The sequence below is a fragment of the Cupriavidus sp. 96C5-1 genome (assembly GCF_057798855.1).
Genome location: NZ_JBYOJU010000055.1, coordinates 23,320 through 40,788 on the forward strand (window position 1 = coordinate 23,320; position 17,469 = coordinate 40,788).

At 63.9% G+C, this 17,469-nt stretch carries 17 protein-coding genes and 2 tRNA genes; 2 read left to right on the forward strand and 17 right to left on the reverse strand.

The genetic code is table 11. The features are described 5' to 3' along the window. Positions 1-29: 29 nt before the first annotated feature. From AC3FOF_RS38480 to uvrC, 4 genes are all read right to left on the reverse strand, one after another. Positions 30-105 (reverse strand) — tRNA-Gly (locus AC3FOF_RS38480). An 87-nt stretch (positions 106-192) separates the two neighbouring features. Next, positions 193-268, reverse strand: a tRNA-Gly gene (locus AC3FOF_RS38485). A gap of 167 nt (positions 269-435) precedes the next feature. Then, on the reverse strand, positions 436-1,038 hold the full coding sequence (pgsA, locus tag AC3FOF_RS38490) for a CDP-diacylglycerol--glycerol-3-phosphate 3-phosphatidyltransferase (RefSeq protein ID WP_276266138.1): 603 nt from the start codon (positions 1,036-1,038) through the stop codon (positions 436-438). A 116-nt stretch (positions 1,039-1,154) separates the two neighbouring features. Then, entirely contained in the window at positions 1,155-3,251 is a 2,097-nt protein-coding gene (uvrC, locus tag AC3FOF_RS38495) for an excinuclease ABC subunit UvrC (RefSeq protein WP_488729609.1), read from the reverse strand. Positions 3,252-3,363: 112 nt separating this feature from the next. Between uvrC and earP the strand changes: the two genes are divergently transcribed. Beyond that, positions 3,364-4,566 (forward strand): elongation factor P maturation arginine rhamnosyltransferase EarP, encoded by a 1,203-nt coding sequence (gene earP / locus AC3FOF_RS38500; RefSeq protein WP_488729617.1) that lies wholly within the window; start codon positions 3,364-3,366, stop codon positions 4,564-4,566. 245 nt (positions 4,567-4,811) lie between these two features. Continuing rightward, the gene (efp, locus tag AC3FOF_RS38505; protein WP_017229351.1) at positions 4,812-5,372 is read left to right on the forward strand and encodes an elongation factor P; all 561 of its coding nucleotides are present in this window, start codon (positions 4,812-4,814) and stop codon (positions 5,370-5,372) included. Between the two features lie 107 nt (positions 5,373-5,479). Here efp and nagZ read toward each other — a convergent pair whose 3' ends face one another. The 13 genes from nagZ to AC3FOF_RS38570 all read right to left on the reverse strand — a co-directional run bounded on the left by nagZ (position 5,480) and on the right by AC3FOF_RS38570 (position 17,449). After that, positions 5,480-6,529 (reverse strand): beta-N-acetylhexosaminidase, encoded by a 1,050-nt coding sequence (gene nagZ / locus AC3FOF_RS38510; RefSeq protein ID WP_276266136.1) that lies wholly within the window; start codon positions 6,527-6,529, stop codon positions 5,480-5,482. Next, positions 6,526-6,975: a holo-ACP synthase gene (gene acpS, locus AC3FOF_RS38515; protein ID WP_488729610.1), complete on the reverse strand. Its 450-nt coding sequence runs from the start codon at positions 6,973-6,975 to the stop codon at positions 6,526-6,528. Before acpS ends, nagZ begins: the two co-directional genes overlap by 4 nt. After that, positions 6,972-7,754 (reverse strand): pyridoxine 5'-phosphate synthase, encoded by a 783-nt coding sequence (gene pdxJ / locus AC3FOF_RS38520; protein WP_017229348.1) that lies wholly within the window; start codon positions 7,752-7,754, stop codon positions 6,972-6,974. Before pdxJ ends, acpS begins: the two co-directional genes overlap by 4 nt. 19 nt (positions 7,755-7,773) lie before the next feature. Beyond that, entirely contained in the window at positions 7,774-8,652 is an 879-nt protein-coding gene (gene recO, locus AC3FOF_RS38525) for a DNA repair protein RecO (protein WP_017229347.1), read from the reverse strand. Further along, positions 8,645-9,580, reverse strand: a complete 936-nt coding sequence (gene era / locus AC3FOF_RS38530) for a GTPase Era (RefSeq protein WP_488729611.1) — start codon at positions 9,578-9,580, stop codon at positions 8,645-8,647. Before era ends, recO begins: the two co-directional genes overlap by 8 nt. After that, entirely contained in the window at positions 9,577-10,347 is a 771-nt protein-coding gene (rnc, locus tag AC3FOF_RS38535) for a ribonuclease III (RefSeq protein WP_017229345.1), read from the reverse strand. The genes era and rnc overlap by 4 nt, the downstream gene beginning before the upstream one ends. 1 nt (position 10,348) lies before the next feature. After that, positions 10,349-10,753 carry a DUF4845 domain-containing protein gene (locus tag AC3FOF_RS38540; RefSeq protein WP_051078562.1) on the reverse strand — a complete coding sequence of 135 codons (405 nt, stop codon included), beginning with the start codon at positions 10,751-10,753 and terminating at the stop codon, positions 10,349-10,351. Positions 10,754-10,802: 49 nt separating this feature from the next. Next, positions 10,803-11,702, reverse strand: coding sequence for a signal peptidase I (gene lepB, locus AC3FOF_RS38545; RefSeq protein WP_017229343.1), 900 nt, complete (start codon positions 11,700-11,702; stop codon positions 10,803-10,805). 87 nt (positions 11,703-11,789) lie between these two features. After that, positions 11,790-13,583, reverse strand: a complete 1,794-nt coding sequence (gene lepA / locus AC3FOF_RS38550; protein WP_276266133.1) for a translation elongation factor 4 — start codon at positions 13,581-13,583, stop codon at positions 11,790-11,792. Between the two features lie 257 nt (positions 13,584-13,840). Beyond that, entirely contained in the window at positions 13,841-14,116 is a 276-nt protein-coding gene (locus AC3FOF_RS38555; protein WP_017229341.1) for a glutaredoxin family protein, read from the reverse strand. 14 nt (positions 14,117-14,130) lie between these two features. After that, on the reverse strand, positions 14,131-15,579 hold the full coding sequence (locus AC3FOF_RS38560; protein ID WP_017229340.1) for a DegQ family serine endoprotease: 1,449 nt from the start codon (positions 15,577-15,579) through the stop codon (positions 14,131-14,133). A 152-nt stretch (positions 15,580-15,731) separates the two neighbouring features. Next, positions 15,732-16,805, reverse strand: coding sequence for a MucB/RseB C-terminal domain-containing protein (locus tag AC3FOF_RS38565; RefSeq protein WP_035815106.1), 1,074 nt, complete (start codon positions 16,803-16,805; stop codon positions 15,732-15,734). A gap of 8 nt (positions 16,806-16,813) precedes the next feature. Beyond that, positions 16,814-17,449 (reverse strand): sigma-E factor negative regulatory protein, encoded by a 636-nt coding sequence (locus AC3FOF_RS38570; protein WP_035815093.1) that lies wholly within the window; start codon positions 17,447-17,449, stop codon positions 16,814-16,816. Between the last annotated feature and the right edge of the window lie 20 nt (positions 17,450-17,469).

Genomic DNA, 17,469 nt, shown 5'->3' on the forward strand with positions numbered 1-17,469 from the left:
AAAAGGGAAGCGCTGCTTCCCTTTGGGACTGGAGCGGGAGACGAGGCTCGAACTCGCGACCTCAACCTTGGCAAGGTTGCGCTCTACCAACTGAGCTACTCCCGCATTTACCACCTGAACGACTTCACTACTCTTCGAGCTACCCCGGAAGCATACGGCACAGGCCGACATTTTCCGGATACAGCGGAAACCTGGAGCGGGAGACGAGGCTCGAACTCGCGACCTCAACCTTGGCAAGGTTGCGCTCTACCAACTGAGCTACTCCCGCAGGATCCTTCCAACTTCTTGCTTAAAACGCAACTTCTGCATCGATACTGCCGACAACTCGCTGCGTTTCTGCTGCTTTTCGCTTCGTTCGGTTTGTTTCGTCAGAAGCGAGAACAGGATTATTGCAAACCAGCACCCCGTTCGTCAAGCATCTTTTTCATCAAATTCTCATTTTTGTGCGGTGGCCTCCGCGCTCATGCCACTGCGCTCGCGAATCTGCGGCCACGCCAGCTTCATGTAATAGAACATGGACCACAGGGTCAGCACTGCCGCCACATAAATCAGCCATGCGCCCAGCACCGATGCGTCGACGATACCGAACAGGCTGTCGTTGAAGAGCAGCAGCGGTATCGCGATCATCTGGAACGTGGTCTTTAGCTTGCCGAGGAAATTCACCGCCACGCTCTTGGAAGCGCCGATCTGCGCCATCCACTCGCGCAGCGCCGAGATAGTGATCTCGCGCCCGATGATCACCAGCGCGATCAGGTCGGCCACCCGGCCGAGCGCCAGCAGGGACAGCAGCGCCGCAGCCACCATCAGCTTGTCGGCCACCGGATCGAGAAAAGCACCGAACGACGAAGTCTGGTTCCAGCGCCTGGCCAGGAAGCCATCCAGCCAGTCGGTGACCGCCGCAATAATGAAGAAACCGGCCGCCGTCATGTTCTTGGCATGCATTGGCAGCCAGGCCTCCGGCAGGTAGTACACACCCACCACGAGGGGAATCATGGCGACACGAAGCCAGGTCAGCAGGATCGGTATATTCAGCGGCATGGGGGCTCGGAGCGAGTCAACGGCAATGGGCAACCCCGAGATTGTCGCCTATTTCAACCGGGACCGAGCATTTCCCGCCACGCAGCCTGCGGAATTGGCCCGATCCGCCGCCCTGGTCAATGCAGCTGCCGATAGATTTCCTCGGCCAGCGCATGAGAGATGCCGTCGACGCTGGCCAGCTCGTCGATGCTGGCAGCCATCACGCCGCGCAAGCCGCCGAAGCGCGTCAGCAGCTTCTGGCGACGGCGGGCCCCGACTCCCTCGATCTCCTCCAGCCGCGAGGTGGTACGTGTCTTGGCGCGGCGCGCGCGCATGCCGGTGATGGCGAAGCGGTGCGCCTCGTCGCGGATTTGCGCGACCAGCATCAAGGCTGCGCTGCCCTGCCCCAACTCAAGTGACGGACGGCCATCGGCGAACACCAGGGTTTCCAGCCCGACCTTGCGGCCCTCGCCCTTGGCCACGCCGACCAGCAGGCCGATATCCAGGCCGAGTTCCTCGAACACCTGGCGCGCCACCTCCACCTGCCCCTTGCCGCCATCGATCAGGACCACAGTCGGCATCTGCGCCAGCGCGCCGGACGCACCGCCCTGCACGCCATCGGGACCCGCCTCCTGCGCCTGCTCCAGCAATTCCACCAGTTTCTGGTAGCGCCGCGTGAGCACCTGGCGCATGGCCGCGTAGTCGTCGCCAGGCGTGATGTCCTGGATGTTGTAGCGGCGGTATTCGGCGTTCTGCATCTCGTGATGGTGGAAGACCACGCACGAAGCCTGCGTTGCCTCGCCGGCGGTATGGCTGATGTCGAAGCACTCGACCCGCAGCAGCGCCAGGTCCTCCATATCGATGCCGATGGTTTCGGCCAGCGCGCGCGTGCGGGCTTGCTGGCTGCCCTGCTCGGCGAGGCGCCGCGACAGCGCCAGCGCCGCGCCCTGCTGGGCCATTTCGAGCCAGGCGCGGCGCTGCCCTTGCGGCTGACGGACCAGCGTGACCTTGCGTCCCGCCTGCGTCGAAAGCGCCTGCAGCAACGCGGTATCGGGAGGCACGTGACTGACCACCAGGATTGGCGGCACCGCCTGGTCCAGGTAGTGCTGGGCCAGGAAGGCGGACAAGACCTCGGCGGCAATGCGTTCGACCGGTATCCCGGCCGGCGCGGCAGCCGTCACCGCGCCCTGTCCTTCGCTTTCGCCCGCCACTCCGGCCTCCACCACTTCGCTCACACCGGCCTCGTCATCGTCGCCCCCGACGATCATCGCCCCTTCTTCGACGTGCGCGGGGAAATAGGCCTTGTCGCCCAGGTGCCGGCCGCCGCGCACCATCGCCAGGTTGACGCAGGCGCGGCCGCCCTCCACCGCCACCGCCAGGACGTCGATATCGCTGGACTGGCCCACCTCTTCCACCGCCTGCCGCTTGAGCACGGTGGACAGCGCGCCGATCTGGTCGCGCACGGCCGCGGCCTGCTCGAATTCGAGCCGGCCCGCATGCTCCTCCATCTTCGCCTGCAAGCCTTCGAGCACCTCGCTCTGGCGGCCCTGCAGGAAGCGCGCCGCGTTGCCCACGTCGCGCGCGTAGTCCGCCTCACTGATGGCGCCCACGCAAGGACCGGTGCAGCGATGGATCTGGTGCAGCAGGCACGGCCGCGTGCGGTTGGCGAAGACGGTGTCCTCGCAGGTGCGCAACTGGAACACCCGCTGCAGGATCTGCATGCTTTCGCGCACGGCGTGCGCGCTCGGGAACGGCCCGAAGTACTGGTGCTTGCGATCGGTGGCGCCCCGGTAATAGGCCATGCGCGGGAAGCGGTGACCGGTCAGCTTGACGAACGGATACGACTTGTCGTCACGGAACAGGATGTTATAGCGCGGCGCCAGCGCCTTGATCAGGTTGTTCTCCAGCAGCAGCGCCTCGGCCTCGGTGCGCACGACGGTGGTGTCGATGCGCACGATCTTGGCAACCATCATCGCGATGCGCGGCGATAGCAGCGTCTTGCTGAAATAGCTCGAGACACGCTTCTTCAGGTCGCGCGCCTTGCCCACGTAAAGGACATTGCCGTTCGCATCGAAGTAGCGGTAGACGCCGGGCAGGCCGGGCAATTGCGCAATCACCGCCTTGGCGTCGAACGGCGTCTCGGACAATGCCTCGCCCGCCTGGCCAGGCAGTGCTTCGGGCTCGGCGGCGGCCCGCGTGTCTTGATCGTGGGGTTCTGGTTCCTGCTGGGACATCGGTAGCGAATTGACCGTGAGATGGCCCGCGACGCGCGTGGCCGACGGGGCCACTTCGCAACAGGCTCTAAAATCGCAAGTTTAGAGCAATTCCTTGTCGACTCGCGCCACCATGCCCGCCCACTCCGATCGCGCCATCCGTTCCTGGGACATCTTCTGCACCGTCATCGACAATTTCGGCGATATCGGCGTCTGCTGGCGCCTGGCGCGGCAACTGGCGCAGGAGCATGGCCACGCCGTGCGCCTGTGGGTGGACGATTTCCCCAGCTTTGCGCGCCTTGCGCCCGGTCTCGATACCGGCGCAGCCCAGCAGGAGCTGGCCGGCGTGACGATCCGCCCATGGCAGCGCACGGACCAGGAAAGTGCGCAGGAAAGCGCCAGGCGCTTCGCGGGTATCACGCCGCACGACGTCGTGATCGAGTCCTTCGCCTGCGACCTGCCGGAGCCCTTCCTCGACGCCATGGCCATACGCGAGCCAAAGCCTCTCTGGATCAACCTCGAGTACCTGAGCGCGGAGCCGTGGGTCAGGGAGCATCACGGTATGACCTCGCCCCATCCGCGCCTGCCACTGCTCAAGCATTTCTTCTTCCCCGGCTTCGAGCCGGGCACCGGCGGGCTGCTGCGCGAGACGATGCTGGGTGCGCAACGCGAGCACTTCCGCTCCAGCCCCGCGGCCCAGGCCGCACTCTGGCACCGGCTGGGCTTCCAGCCTGTCGGAGGTGCCCTGAAAGTCAGTCTGTTCGCCTATCTCAACGATGCCCTGCCCGCCCTGCTGGCGCAATGGCGGGATGGGCCGGAACCGGTGCAGTGCCTGGTCCCGGCAGGCCTTGCCGCGCGGCAGGCAAGCACATGGGCTGGCGCCACCGGCTGCGAGCCTGGCAACTCGTTCTCGAGCGGCAACCTGACCCTGCAGGTGGTGCCCTTCGTGCGCCAGGAGCACTACGACGAACTGCTCTGGCTGTGCGATCTCAATTTCGTGCGGGGCGAAGATTCGTTCGTACGCGCGCAGTGGGCCGGGCGTCCCTTCGTCTGGCATATCTATCCCCAATCCGACGACGCGCACCGGATCAAGCTCGATGCCTTTCTAGCCCTTTTCCGCCAGCGGCTGGAACGAACAGGACAAACAGAGGCGGAAAATGCACTTACCAGTTTCTGGCACAGCTGGAATGGGGGCAATGAATCACCCGAATGGCCGGCATTGCGCGTACATCTGGCCACATTGGCAGACGCCGCCGAGCAGTGGCAGCGCAGCCTGCAGCACCTGGGCGACCTGGCGGCAAATCTGGCGGCCTTTTGCGAAAATCAGGTAAAATAATGGGTTGATTTGATGGCGACCGGGTCCGGAAGACGGGGGTAGCTGCGCAAACGGTTGTCCGCGGCATGGGCCGCGGCGCAAACAGCGCGGCATCTGAGCTTTAACCCTGGGCTTGAACCTGGGCTTTATAAGCCTGAGCATAAGGGGCATGGGCCGCGCGCATGGCTGCATTTTGCGCCATATGCCGGCAGCGCGCCTTCGCCACACCGAATTCCGAGACATTCTTTTTCAGGAAAACAGTTCAGATGAAAACCGCACAAGAACTCCGCGTCGGCAACGTGTTCATGATCGGCACCGACCCGATGGTCGTGCAGAAGGCTGAGTACAACAAGTCGGGCCGCAACTCCGCCGTGGTCAAGATGAAGTACAAGAACCTGCTGACGGAAGCCCCGGGCGAATCCGTCTTCAAGGCTGACGACAAGTTCGAAGTCGTGATGCTGGAGCGCCGCGAATGCACCTACTCGTACTTCGCCGACCCGATGTACGTGTTCATGGACACCGACTTCAACCAGTACGAAGTCGAGCAGGACAGCATGGGCGACTCGCTGAACTACCTCGAAGACGGCATGAACGTCGAAGTGGTGTTCTACAACGACAAGGCCATCTCGGTTGATATGCCGACCACCCTGGTCCGCGAGATCATCTACACCGAACCGGCCGTCAAGGGCGACACCTCGTCGGGCAAGGTGCTCAAGGGCGCCAAGATCAACACCGGCTTCGAACTGCAAGTGCCGCTGTTCTGCAATATCGGCGACAAGATCGAAATCGACACCCGTACCGGCGAATACCGCAGCCGCGCCAACTAAGCGCAGCTTGTTCGCCGCCATCCCCAGCGGATGGCGCAGCGGGAAAAGGGCAGCTTCGGCTGCCCTTTTGTATTTCCCGTATGCCGGACCACCCCGCCCTTCAGGTTTCAGGCTATCAGGTCATGCGCCTTGAGCACGCGCAGCGCCGCGGCGTACTCCGGCTCCTGCATCAGCTTGTTCCACTCCAGCGGCTTGCGGCGCCCGAACAGGCGGCGGATGCGGCGTTGCGACGCCTTGCCGATGGCAACGTCCAGTTCGCCCAGCAACTGGTCGGCGCGCTCCGGGTGATTGCAGATCAGCACCATGTCGCAACCTGCGCCCAGGGCGGCACGCGCCGCCTCGGTCACGGTGCCGGCCACGCTCGCGCCCTCCATGCTCAGGTCATCGCTGAAAATCACGCCTTCGAAGCCGAGCTGGGTGCGCAGGATGTCCTGCAGCCAGAAGCGCGAGAAACCGGCGGGGTGCGGGTCCACCTTCGGGTAGATCACATGCGCCGGCATCACCGACGTCAGCGCCATGCCCATCCAATCGTAGGGCCGCGCGTCCTGGGCCAGGATCTCGTCCAGCCCGCGTTCGTCGACCGGCACCGCCACGTGTGAATCCGCGGCAACGAAGCCATGTCCGGGGAAATGCTTGCCGCAGTTCGCCATGCCGGCCAGCAGCAGGCCGTGGGTCAGGTGATTGGCCAGCATCGTCACCACGCGCGGATCGGCATGGAAGGCGCGGTCGCCGATCACGGCGCTGAGGCCGTAGTCCAGGTCCAGCACCGGGGTGAAGCTCAGGTCGATATCGCAAGCGCGCAGTTCGGCCGCCAGGACATAGCCGCAGCTCACCGCGGCCTTGGTCGCCGCCAGCACATCGCGCTCCCACAGCTCGCCCAGCCGCGCCATGGCCGGCAGATGCGTGAAGCCATCGGTCTTGCAGCGCTGCACCCGGCCGCCCTCGTGATCGATGCAGATCAGCACGTCCTCGCGCACGGCGCGGATTTCGTGGGTGAGTGCCTGCAGTTGCGCGCGCGACTCGAAGTTGCGCGCGAACAGGATCACGCCGCCGGTGAGCGGATGGGAAATGCGGCGGACATCGTCCGCATCGAGGTGCTTGCCTTTGACGTCGAGTACTACCGGACCCGGCCGTTTACCGGAAATCTTCTTGATCATTTCAAATCTTCGCTAGGCTGGGGGGCGAGCGGCAGGCCGGCGCGCACATCGGCGCCGCCAAGCTCGGCGATCGCAAAGGCGACCGCATAATCGTGTTCGTCGCTGACACTGACCCGCACCGTCACACCGCGTTCCCGCAGCCAGGCGTCCAGTTCGCCATGGCAATGCGGATACGGCTCGCCGGAGGGCAGATTCAGCAGTTCCATCGCGCGCCATGTCATCGGCCAGCGCATGCCCAGCCCGACCGCCTTCGAGAAGGCCTCCTTGGCGGCAAAACGCGTGGCGAGGAAGGCGAGGCCGCGCTTCTCGGAGCGCGCCTTGCGCGCGTGGTATTTCTGGAGTTCCTGGGGACCGAGCACCTTCTCGGCAAAGCGGCCCTGCGTGCGTTCCATCACGCCCTGCACGCGGTCGATCTGGATGATGTCGGTGCCGATGCCGTAGATCACGCTGCAGCGCCCGGACGCGGATAGGTGGTGCCGAGCCGCGCCGCCACCATGATGGCCTTCATCTCGCGCACGGCGTTCTGCCAGCCGACAAAGACCGCGTGCGCGACAACGGCGTGACCGATATTCAGTTCCTTGATGCCATGCAGCGCGGCGACGGGCTGCACATTCGTGTAGTGCAGCCCATGGCCGGCATTGACCACCAGGCCGAGCCGCACGCCGGTGTCGACGCCTTCGGCCACGCGGCGCAACTCGGTAGCCTGCCCGGCCTCGGTATGTGCGTCGGCATAGCGCCCGGTGTGCAGTTCCACCACCGGCGCGCCGCAGGCGGCGGCGGCTTCGATCTGCTCGGCCTGCGCATCGATAAACAGCGAAACGCGGATGCCTGCGCCGGCAAGCTGGCCACAGGCTGCCTTCACCTGCTCGAAGCGCCCCGCCACATCCAGGCCACCTTCGGTGGTGACTTCCTCGCGCCGCTCGGGCACCAGGCAGACATCCTGCGGGCGGATCTCGCAGGCGATGTCGAGCATTTCCTGGGTGATGGCGCACTCCAGGTTCATGCGCGTGGCCAGCAGCGGGCGCAGGGCGCGCACATCGGCGTCGCGGATATGCCTGCGGTCCTCGCGCAGATGCAGCGTGATCAGGTCGGCGCCGGCCTGCTCGGCCTGCAGCGCGGCCTGGATCGGATCGGGATAGACCGTGCCGCGCGCATTGCGCAGCGTGGCCACGTGGTCGATGTTGACGCCAAGGTCGATGACGCCGGGATGCGCGTGGAAAATCATGCGAAAGGGGCTCGAAGGCTCAGAGATATTGCAGGTCGATCAGGATCTGGCGCGTCTTCAGCGGCGCGCCTTGCAGATAATAATGCAGCAGGAAGCGCATCAGGGCACGACTTTGCGTGACAGTTTGTGTCCGGCGATAGTCGTCCTGCGACATGTCGAGCAGCGTCTGCCCGGACACCACCGGCCACGACGACGGATCGCTGGCCTGCGCGCGGCGCACGCCGCGCTCGGGCTGGTAGACATAGTCCAGCCCCGGCTCGACCGTCTCGCCGGAGTTGGCGCATTGATCGAAAGCGACCGCAAAGCCGGTTTCCTGCAGCAGCACGCGCTCGAAGCCACGCAGCACCAGTCCGGCCTGTTCGCCATGCGCGAGCCGCGTCAGCGTGGCCATGTACTGGCGGAACAAGGCAACGTGGGCGTCTTCGCGGGCGCAGAAACGCAGCAGCAATTCGTTGAGATAGAAACCGGAGAGCAAGGCATCGCTCGCCAGCGGCAACAGGCCGCCGACCCACTCCGCGCGCGTCAGCGTCTTGACCTCGCCGCGTCCGCTCCATGACAGGGAGATCGGCTGGAAATGCTGCAGCACCGGGCGCAGCGCCGAATGCGGGCGCTTGGCGCCCTTGGCCACCATGGCCACGCGGCCATGATCGCGCGTGAACACGTCGAGGATCAGGCTGGTTTCGCGATAGGGCCAGGCATGCAGCACGAAGCCGGGCTGGTTGGCCACACGCAACTCGGTGCGCGCCGGCACGATGCGCAGCGCGCGATCCATCATCGCGCGCTGCTCGGCCACCTCCATGCCGGGCACGGCGCGGCTGTCCAGCAGTTCGGCTGCTTCTTCCACTACCGGATCAATGCGGCGGGCCTTCAGGGCAGGCCCGCCCGCTCTGTCATTCATAGCCGTAGGCGCGCAATCCAGCTTCGTTGTCGGCCCAGCCGCTCTTCACCTTGATAAACATCTCCAGGTAGACCTTGCCATCGAACAGCTTCTCCATATCGATGCGGGCTTCGGTGGAAATGGTCTTGAGCTTGGCACCCTTGTGGCCGATGATCATGGCCTTGTGCCCGTCACGTTCGACCAGGATGGTGGCAAACACGCGGCGCAGCCGGCCTTCGGTCTCGAACTTGTCGATGATGACCGTGCTGGTGTACGGCAACTCGTCACCGGTCCAGCGGAACACCTTCTCGCGGATGATCTCGGAAGCCAGGAAGCGCTCGCTGCGATCGGTCATGGAGTCGGCATCGTACATCGGCTCGCCTTCCGGCAGATAAGGCCGGATGATGCCCAGCAGGCGGTCGATGTGGTCGTGGGTCTTGGCCGACATCGGCACCACTTCCGCGAACTGGAACTGGTGCCCCATTTTTTCCAGGAAGGGCATCATCACCTCGGCGCGGTCCGCGCCAAGGCGATCGAGCTTGTTGGTGACCAGCAGCACCGGCACCTTCTTCGGCAGCAGCGACAGCACCTTCTCGTCGTCGGCGCCATAGTAGCCCGCCTCCACCACGAACAGCACCAGATCCACGCTCGACAGGGTCGAGGTGACGGCACGGTTGAGCGAGCGGTTCAGCGCGCTGGCATGGCGCGTCTGGAATCCCGGCGTATCGACGAACACATACTGGGCGTCATCGGTGGTCTGGATGCCGACGATGCGATGGCGCGTGGTCTGCGCCTTGCGGGAGGTGATGCTGATCTTCTGGCCAACCAGCGCATTCATCAGCGTGGACTTGCCGACGTTGGGACGCCCGACAATGGCCACGGTGCCGCAGCGGAATGCCGCAGAAGGGGTATCCGCGGCTTCTTGCCGCGGATCGTTAGATTCGGTCATTCCTTCAACCTGAGAGACAACTGGGGATCGGGCGGCACCGGTTGCTTGCGCGTCTTGCCGGTGCGCTCGGCCCGGCTGCGCTTGAGCAACTGGGGCACGAGCTTTTGCACCTCGTCGAGTGCCAGCTTGGCGGCGGCCTGCTCGGCGGCACGGCGCGACGCGCCGGTTCCGAACACCCGCACTTCCAGTTTAGGCACGGTGCACTCGACTTCAAACTGCTGGTTATGCGCGGCGCCATGTGTGGCGATCACGTTATATTGCGGCAAGGCGATCTTGTGGCCTTGCAGGTACTCCTGCAGGAGCGTCTTGGCATCCTTGCCAAGCGTGCGCGGGTCCACCTGCTCCAGGATGGGGATGTAGAGCTTGCGGATCAGGGTGCGCGCACCCTCGAAGCCGGCATCGAGGAAGACGGCGCCGACGATCGCTTCCAGCGCGTCGGCGAGAATCGAAGGACGGCGGAAACCGCCGCTCTTCAGTTCGCCCTCGCCCAGGCGCAGCGACTCGGACAGCTGCAGCATCTGTGCGATCTCATACAGCGCCTGCTGCTTGACCAGGTTCGCGCGCACGCGGGACAGATCGCCTTCGTCGAGCTTGCTGAACATGCCATACAGCATATCGGCCACGGCGCAGTTCAGCACCGAATCGCCCAGGAACTCCAGGCGTTCGTTGTGCATGGCACTATGGCTGCGGTGCGTCAGCGCCTGCTGCAGCAATTCTGGCTTGCTGAAGCGGTAGCCGAGGCGTTGCTGCAAGGCGTCGAGGTTCATGTCAGTACTGCGTTCCCGAGTAGGTAATCAAAAGGCTCAGAGGGCCGTATAGCGGCACCTCGTTGCGGTAGGAAAAGCCCACCGAGCGAATCGTGCCATTGTCATCCTCCTGGATATCCAGGTCGTCACTGCGCACGGCGGTAATACGGTCAATCTGCGCCTGCTTGTTGAAATAATCGGCCACTTCGCGCTTGTTGGATGCCTGCTGCTTCGCATAGCCGACGGCGCGCTTGATCGAAAAATACTCCACCAGGCTTGGAATCGCCCTGACCGCCGGGATCACAACGCCTCCGACGACCAGAATGACGACAAGCAGGCTGCCCAGGGAAAAACCACGCGGCCTGTTCCGTCCCGCCAGCCGTGCCTGTGCCCTGACTACCCTAACCTTTTGACCCGATTGACCCATATTGCGCTTTCCCTCGCTTGACTGGAGTGGTTATTCGCGCCGCGGGGTTCTATTTGAACGACCCCACGCGTCCGATATTGCCGAGGTTCATCCAGATCAGGAATGCCCGGCCGACAATATTCTGATCGGGCACGAAGCCCCAATACCTTGAATCCAGGCTGTTGTCGCGGTTGTCGCCCATCACGAAATAGTGACCTTGCGGCACCTTGCAGGTCAGCCCCTGCTGATTGTAAGTGCAGTTTTCGTGGAACGGGAAATCCGGATCCGCGCCTGCCACATAGGGCGGCCGGTCGGCATCGTTGAGGATGCCGTGTTCCGGCCCCTCGGGCAGCTTCTCGCGGAAGTGCTTCGAATAGGAAAGCCGTTCCTCGTCCAGGTAGTCCGGTTGCTCGCTGTATTCCGCGGGCTTGCCGTTGATGGTCAGGCGCTTGTTCTGGTAGCTCACCACATCGCCCGGCACGCCGATCACGCGCTTGATGTAGTCGAGAGACTCGTCCTTCGGGTAGCGGAACACCATCACATCGCCACGCTTCGGTTCGCTCACCGGGATGATCTTCTTGTTCAGCACCGGCAGCCTGATGCCATAGTCGTACTTGTTGACCAGGATGAAGTCGCCGATCAGCAAGGTCGGGATCATCGAGCCGGACGGAATCTTGAACGGCTCGACCACGAAGGAACGCAGGACGAACACCGCCAGGATGACCGGGAAGAAGCTTGCCGAATACTCCAGCCACCAGGGCTGGCGCAGCTTTTCCTCGGCCAGGCGGCTACGCGAGGTGTCGATCTCGCCGGCGCCGTAGCGCCCCTGGAGATCGGCCTGCCGCGCATCGAACTGCGCCAGTGCGGCCTGGGCGGAAAGCCGCCGCTGCTTCTCGAACACCAGTTTGTCGGCCACCCAGGCAATGCCCGTGATAACGACCAGCACAAAAAGTATCAGTGCAAAATTCATGACGGCTAGATTTTGGTGATGTTTTGTTTGAGTCCGCTGCGCCAACCGGCAAGGGCCTGCCGGACAATCCGGCACGGTCCTCCCGGCCTACTTGTCGCCTACCTGCAGGATTGCCAGGAACGCCTCCTGGGGAATTTCCACCGTACCCACCTGCTTCATGCGTTTCTTGCCCGCCTTCTGCTTTTCGAGCAGCTTCTTCTTACGCGAGATATCGCCGCCGTAGCACTTGGCCAGCACGTTCTTGCGCAGCGCCTTGACGTTCTCGCGGGCGATGACATTGACGCCGATCGTAGCCTGGATGGCTACGTCGTACATCTGGCGCGGGATGATCTCGCGCATCTTGGATACCACTTCGCGGCCCCGGTACTGCGAGTTGGTGCGGTGCACGATCACCGACAGGGCGTCGACCTTGTCACCGTTGATCAGGATGTCCACCTTGACCACGTCGGCGGCACGATACTCCTTGAACTCGTAGTCCATCGAGGCATAGCCGCGCGAAACCGACTTCAGGCGATCGAAGAAATCCATGACGATTTCCGCCATGGGGATCTCGTACGTGAGCTGCACCTGCTTGCCGTGATAGCTCATATTGATCTGCGTGCCGCGCTTTTGCGTGCACAGCGTCATCACCGAGCCGACGTAGTCCTGCGGCATGTACAGGTTGACGGTGACGATGGGCTCGAGAATGTTCTCGATGCGGCTCGGGTCCGGCATCTTGGCCGGGTTTTCCACGATCAGCTTGGTCTTGTCCCGCATATCGACCTCGTACACCACCGTCGGCGCGGTGGTGATGAGATCCATGTCGAACTCGCGCTCCAGGCGTTCCTGCACGATCTCCATGTGCAGCAGGCCAAGGAAGCCGCAGCGGAAACCGAAACCGAGCGCCTGCGACACTTCAGGCTCGTACTGCAGCGATGCGTCGTTGAGCTTGAGCTTCTCCAGGGATTCGCGCAGCGCCTCGTACTGGTTGGCTTCGACCGGGTACAGGCCGGCGAACACCTGCGGCTTGACTTCCTTGAAACCCGGCAGCGGCTCGGCCGCCTTGCGCGCCATGACGGTGATGGTGTCGCCCACCTTGGCGGCCTTCAATTCCTTGATGCCGGCGATAACGAAGCCCACCTGCCCCGCCTGCAACGACTCGCGCGGCAGCGACTTGGGCGAGAACACGCCGACCTGTTCGACCAGGTGCTGCGAGCCGGTGGCCATCAGCAGGACCTTGTCCTTGGGCTTGAGCGTGCCGTTGACCACGCGCACCAGCATCACCACGCCGACGTAGTTGTCGAACCACGAGTCGATGATCAGGGCCTGCAGCGGCGCATCGGGGTCGCCCTTGGGCGGCGGCACGCGGGCAATCATCGCCTCGATGACATCCTGCACGCCCAGGCCTGTCTTGGCCGAGCAAGGCGTGGCGTCGTGCGCGTCGATGCCGATCACTTCCTCGATCTCGCGGATCGCGTTGTCCGGATCGGCCGACGGCAGATCGATCTTGTTCAATACCGGCACCACTTCCACGCCGAGCTCGATCGCGGTGTAGCAGTTGGCAACGGTCTGGGCTTCCACGCCTTGCGAGGCGTCGACCACCAGCAGCGCACCTTCGCAGGCGGACAGCGAGCGGCTTACTTCATAGCTGAAGTCGACGTGCCCCGGGGTATCGATGAGATTGAGGTTATAGATCTTGCCGTCGCGCGCCTTGTAGCTCAGCGCCGCGGTCTGCGCCTTGATGGTGATGCCGCGCTCCTTCTCGATATCCATCGAGTCGAGCACCTGCGCCTCCATCTCGCGATCGGACAGGCCTCCGCAGAGTTGGATGATGCGGTCGGCCAGGGTCGATTTGCCGTGGTCGATGTGGGCGATGATCGAGAAGTTGCGGATATGGTCCATCTGATGTTCAGGGGTGCGCCAGTTCGGGCCTCGAAGTGCCCGCATGGGCACGCCGGGCGGCGCAGCAATTATGAACGACCTGGAACTGGCGCCCTGCCGGGCGCGCCCCGCTCCCGGTCGCAGGTTGGTGGCGCAGACTTTGCGCCAAAGCGCGATTTTACCGTATTTTCAAGGCCTTCCGTATGGCGAAATAGGCCGTGGATCAAGCGCCAGGGCTGCGGCCACCCAATCGGGCGCACTTTCGCCAGTCCGCCTGCCTATTCGGTCCCTTGCTGGCCCGCATGTGCGCCCAACCACACCCTCACGCGCTTCTCGTCGAGAAAGTAGTGGCACAGCGTCTCGCCGCAGCCACCCGGGCCGCCCGCCGCCAGCACGGGCACCAGTTCGCCGAACCGGGTTTCCGCCGCAGGGTCGGCATCCACGTCCACCTCATGCAGGACAAAGGAAAAATCGCGCCGGAGCGGCTCCAGCGCGATTTTCATGTCCTCGCACAGATGGCAGTAGGCCCTGCCATACAGTGTGAGCTCGCTCATGGCGATGCCGCGGCTCAGCGGGAGGACATCGTGCCCGGCCTCAGGGTCAGCACCTGCGTGGCATCGCCGCGCCGGACAAAAACGGCTGCGATCCGGCCCTTGTCCAGCCCCTTGACCAGTTCGTTGAACTGGCGCGGACTGGTCACGTCGCTATCGCCCAGGCGCAGGATGATGTCGCCCGGACGAATGCCGGCACGCTGCGCCGGGCCATCGACCTGGTCCACCTCAACCCCCGACTTGATCTTGAGCTCCTTCAGTTTCGCGTCGGGAATCTCGTTGACGATCAGGCCTAGTGCGTTGGGCTTGGCCGTGGGCGCGCTACTGTCGTCGCGCGGCGAATTGCCTCCGCGCGTCTTGATCTTGGCATCTGCATCGAGCTCGGCCACCGTGATGGAAACCTCGCGCGTCGCGCCTTTGCGCCAGAGCTGTAGCGGCACGCGCGTACCCGGCTTGATGTCGCCCACCATGCGCGGCAGGTCGGACGCCTTCTCGATGTCGCGGCCGTTGAACTTGAGGATGATGTCGCCAGCCTCGATCCCTGCCTTTTCGGCCGGGCCGCCGGGCTCGACGCTGCCCACCAGCGCGCCGCGGGCACGGCCCAGGCCCAGCGAGTCGGCGACCTCCTTGGTGACATCGCCGATCGCCACCGCGATACGCCCGCGCGTGACCTTGCCGTTCGCCTTGAGCTGCTCGGTGACCCGCATGGCTTCGTCGATCGGAATGGCGAAGGAAATCCCCATATAGCCGCCGCTGCGGCTGTAGATCTGCGAATTGATGCCGATCACCTCGCCGCGCAGATTGATCAGCGGACCGCCCGAATTGCCCGGATTCACCGCCACATCGGTCTGGATGAACGGCAGGTAGTCGCCCGTATCGCGCCCCTTGGCCGAGACGATGCCGGCGGTCACGCTGTTGTCCAGCCCGAACGGCGAACCGATGGCCAGCACCCATTCGCCCGCGCGGACCTTGTCGGAATCGCCCATAGCCAGCTTGGGCAGGCCGGTTGCATCGATCTTGAGCAGGGCCACATCGGTGCGCTTGTCCGAACCGATCAGCTTGGCCTTGAATTCGCGCTTGTCGAGCAGCGTCACGTAGATGGTGTCCGCATCGGCCACCACATGGGCATTAGTCATCACATAGCCATCCTGGCTGATGACAAAACCCGATCCCACCCCACGGCTCTGTTCTTCGCCTTGTGGCTGGCCGCGGCGCTGGCCGCCCGGAGGCGTGGGTGCGCCGGGCATGGGCACACCGAAGAAGCGGCGGAAGAATTCCGCCATTTCGTCGTCGTCCGCGCCAGGAGCGCCGCGCGAGCGCACGCGCTCGGTGGTGCGGATATTCACGACCGCCGGCCCGGTCTTTTCGACCAGATCGGCGAAATCGGGCAGGTTGTAGGACGGCGCAGCCGCCTGTGCATGGCTCAGCTCGGCGACAAACGGCGCAAAAGCGAGAATGGCAGCCATGAGCACGGTCCGAGCCAAGGCTGGAGATCTTGGTGACATCGTCGACTCCCGGGAGATCAGCGAAAAGAGGAAGAAAGCGTAGGCGGCAAGTGTCGCGGATTTGCGACGGCTGAGTGGCGGTTTCCCGCCACCCGTCATCGCCGCAACCCGGTTCAGTGGGCCTTTGGTGGTTTGTATTCTACCGCCGAGGCAAACTGCCTGACTGTGGCGGGGGGCACCTCGCCTACCACGGTGATCCAGAAATCGGCCACGCGCCGCACCACCACCTGGGTGGCGCCAAGCGAAGCCACGCCTTCGCGGCGCACTCGCTGCTCGGAAACCGGCTCGATAAACACAGACAGGCCGGTCAAGCCATCGCTATAGACCACCTGGAGCACTTCGAAGACGTTCCCGCGCGGGTTGGCCTGCGGCGCGCGCAGTTCCCCAAGCGGACGCCGGACCTCGCGAATCTTCAGGAAGCCCTTGACCGGAATCCCGATGCTCCAGCCTTCGTCGGCAATATTGGCCGGCTGGTTGGTCACCTCGTAGTGATTCCAGGATTTGGAACTCTTGATGGCGGCGAGAATGCGCTGCTTTTCAGACGGCACACCGATGTCGACCTGCGAGAACGCGACCTGCTCCAGCACCTTGCCGCCTTCGCCCAGGGTCTGGGCGCGCATCAGCAAGCCGGAATTCTTCTCGGCCCAGAGACGCACGGCATAGCGCGCCGCGTCATGCGGATCGAGCGAGAACACCTCGCATTCGACTCCCGCCACGCGCTCGCCCGGAAGCTTGCGCATGTCGTAGATATCGAGCACGTCGCTCTTGTTGGTCGCCAGCAGGGCCGGGAAACGATCCTTGGCTTCCTGCTTCTCCACCACCACCAGCTTGGCTTCGGGAATCAGGCTGTGGACGACGTCATTCTGCCGCAGCACCTCGCGCGGCTTCCCGTCGAGGGTTTCCAGCCTTTCGTACTCGTTGTTGACGAGATCGCTGTAATGCTGGATGCGCGAGGCATGCATCACGCTGCCGCGTTGATAGATCAGCGTGCCGACATAATTCTCGCGCTGGGCCGCGCGATGAATCTTGTTGAGCCAGGCCGTTGCATCGCGACGGGCCAGCGTATTGTCCAGCGGCTGCGCGGTCGCTGCGGCAGCAGTCAGACACAAGGCCAGAAAAAAGGACCTGCGAAGGGCCCTTATTCTGTGTGCGCCTGCTACGTTGGCGGGCGACCATCCTTTATGCATGTCCGGCATTATTCCTGCGAATTGTCCTGAGAGAAGTTTGCGCTGTTGGCAACGGTGCGCATGGTCGGCACAACCGCATCGGTGGCAACCGATACGCGATGGGCACGCAGATATTCGTCCAGGCGCGGATCGCGGATCATCTGCGCGTTGTCGGCGGATACCGCCACGATGCCGCCGGCCTTGGGTGCCGCAGGCTGTTCGACTCGGGCCACCACGGCGTCCGGCGTGCCGAGATCGGCGGGGCCGCGCATCTGCGGCACCACCACCCAGCTGACGGCCGCCACAGCGGCGGCGATGGCTGTACCCGGCATGACGCGGCGAACCCACGACGGCTTGAACAGCAGGCGATGCCCATCGGCAGGCCCAGCCTTGGCCACGGCGGGCACCAGAACGTGCGGTTCGCTGTCGAGACGGGCGGAAAAACGGGAGAGAAAATCATCGGTCGAGCCGGCGTGCGTCAGTTCTTCCGAACGCAGGGCATCGCCAATCAATTGATACGCGGTCCAGCTTGCCATGCCTGCCTCGCTCTTCGCCAGGTCCAGCACAGCGTTGGCTTCGTGCGGCGCCAGTTCGCCATCCATCAGCACGGAGATCTGCTCCGCCGCTTCCACTACATGAACCGACTGCTTATGAGCCTGACCCATTTCCCACCCCTAGAAAAACC